This window comes from Methylobacterium variabile (assembly GCF_001043975.1).
GTDB classification, from domain to species: Bacteria; Pseudomonadota; Alphaproteobacteria; order Rhizobiales; family Beijerinckiaceae; genus Methylobacterium; species Methylobacterium variabile.
In genome coordinates, this window is record NZ_LABY01000498.1 from 1 (window position 1) to 2,433 (window position 2,433).

General features: G+C 63.6%; 4 protein-coding genes. All 4 read right to left on the reverse strand.

What is annotated here, in order from left to right; translation table 11 throughout:
- Positions 1-110: 110 nt before the first annotated feature.
- The gene (locus tag VQ02_RS34145) at positions 111-389 is read right to left on the reverse strand and encodes a helix-turn-helix domain-containing protein (RefSeq protein WP_048448727.1); all 279 of its coding nucleotides are present in this window, start codon (positions 387-389) and stop codon (positions 111-113) included.
- Positions 358-570: a BrnT family toxin gene (locus VQ02_RS34150; RefSeq protein WP_245239943.1), complete on the reverse strand. Its 213-nt coding sequence runs from the start codon at positions 568-570 to the stop codon at positions 358-360. Before VQ02_RS34150 ends, VQ02_RS34145 begins: the two co-directional genes overlap by 32 nt.
- Positions 571-666: 96 nt before the next feature.
- The gene (locus VQ02_RS34155) at positions 667-1,569 is read right to left on the reverse strand and encodes a LysR substrate-binding domain-containing protein (RefSeq protein WP_048448730.1); all 903 of its coding nucleotides are present in this window, start codon (positions 1,567-1,569) and stop codon (positions 667-669) included.
- Between the two features lie 604 nt (positions 1,570-2,173).
- The coding region (locus VQ02_RS34160) for a helix-turn-helix domain-containing protein (protein ID WP_048448729.1) at positions 2,174-2,433 on the reverse strand (260 nt) is incomplete at its 5' end.

Here is a 2,433-nt window from a genome sequence, read left to right on the forward strand (position 1 = left end):
TCCGTACCCGATCTTCACCTGATGCGGTGAACGGCTTGCGATGAGACTGCCGGCTGGAGCAAGGCGGCCCGGCCGCGTTGGACCGTGGCGAGGAAGGTTGCGCGCCGCATCTACGCGACGGCTTCCGCCACCATGTCCGGGTGCCGCCCGATGACCCGCACGTAGGCAATGGCGAAGTCCGGCGCGGTCGCCCGCGCCTGCTCCCAATCGCGCAGCGTGCCGACCGGGACCCGGAAGCGATTGGCGAACTCAGTCTGCGACAGGCCGAGCCCGGTCCGCGTCCTGCGGATCAGGCGCGCGCGCTGGCCGCGGTCGAGGGCATCGACCGTGACGGCGAAATCCTCGACGTCGGCCGGATCAGCCGGCAGTGCGATAGGTTCGCTCTTCACCCTTGTTGCTCCTTCTCACCGAGATGAACCGGGGCAGGTCCCCCCTCCAGACGAACACGCCGGTGAACAGCTTCTCCTCAACGATCCCGACCACCTTGAACCTCTCCTCCCCGTCGACCTCACGAATGGACGGGATGAGCAGGTGATCGTCGTCCTCGAAGATCCGGTCACCGAAGGCCAAGGGCAGCTTGTGCTTCTGGCGTCCTTGGCGGGGTCGAACCGGTCGGGCGGCATGGACGGAGATCATACGGAATTTCCGTATAGCCCGCAACGCGGGCTAGTTGGGGCTGTCGTTCAGCACGGAGGCCCGCTCGCGTCGGATCACGGCCAGGAAGGCGCGTGCGGCCCGGGACAAGGGCCGCTGCGTCGGGTGCAGCACGGCCACCTCGAACAGGATCGAGGGATGGAAAGGGACATGGGCCAGACCGCGGCCGTCGGAGCCCGACGCCGTGAATGGATCGAGGAGTCCGACGCCCAGACCACGGGCGATGAGGATCGCGACCAGCGCGGCGTACTGCGCCTCGATCGCCGGCCGGCAGGTCAAGCCGGCGCGGGCGAAGGCCCGGTCGAGGCGCTGGCGCGACAGGCTGGTCTGCGGCAGCGCGATGAGGGGCTCGCCGTCCAGATCCGCTGGCGTGACCTGGGGGCGTGCTGCCAGAGGGTGACCCCTTGGCACCCCCAGGACGAGGGGCGCCTTACAGAACGCCTCGACGTCGACGCCTCCTCGCGTCAGGGGGAGTTCGGCGAAGCCGAGATCGATGGCTTGTGCCGCGGCGAGTTCCTCGACGCGGGCGGAGGTCTGGACGGCGAGGGTGACGTCCGTGCGGGGGTGCTGGGCCCGGTAGGCCTGGAGGGCGGCCGGCATGAGGCCGAAGGCGAGGGCCGGCAGGGCGGCCAGGGAGAGCTTGCCGGTGTCGGCGGCCCGGATGTCGGCGGCGACCTCGCGGATACGGTCGACGGAGGCGAAGGTGCGCTCGACGGCCTCGAAGAGGAGGATGGCCTCGGGTGTCGGGGTGAGACGGTTGCGGACACGCGAGAAGAGGGGAAGGTCGACGGCGTGCTCGAAGGCGTCGATCAGGCGGGAGGCTGCGGGTTGGGAGAGGCCGACGAGCTCGGCGGCACCCTTGGTGGTGCCGGCCTGCATCATGGCCCTGAAGACTTCCAGCTGACGGATGTTCATCGGGCGATCCGACATTCAAATCCCGTTGTACCTCCCTCTACGGTATCCGACGTGGCAAGCTGGTGGCCAGGCGTGACCGTCCGGCCGACGCGCGCCATGGAATTCCAGGGATGGTAGTTTTTCTATGATTTTAGAGTTTATTCAAACCATTCTTGTAATTCCCTTTTTAATATTGCAGTATGTAGTTTATGCCGGAGTGATAGCTATATACATTGGACATCCCATAACATCGATCGTCATATTTTTGGGGCCCTTTGGGATACCGGCCATTTATACAATCTATCTATGCGTCGAAGAAAACATAAAGACCGCAATCAAGTTTCTACTTATCGCCTCGCTCGCCTTGGCCGTCAATTATGGCACAGGATACTTGCTACAGACATTTGGAGCAGCGAGCAGAAGGAGGCGCGGCGTTGATCTGACCTGGATAGCGTTTTCGATGTACGGGCTGATTATATCGATAATACTAGTAGCAATCTCGATTGCGCTGATACAGAAACGAAACCGCGCAATCGGCAGGGAGGCGAGATTTGCATCTACACTTCGCCGATTGCCTTAGAAATCAGGGATATAGGATTACGATCTGATCTGCAGAACCCCTCGGTTACGCGGGGTTCTTGGTATCGAGCACGCGGTAGACGCTCATGCGGGATATCCCGAGCTGACGTGCGATCGAGGCTGGACCTTCACCCGCAGCATGACGTCGGCGGATCTCCGCCTCGGGTACAGATTTCGGACGGCCCTTGCCGGCGTAGACGCCTGCCGTCTTGGCAGCCTCGATGCCGGCGCGCTGGCGCTCGAGGATGAACTTGCGCTCCATCTCCGCCACCATGCCGAGCACGGTGACCACGATCCGGCCGATGT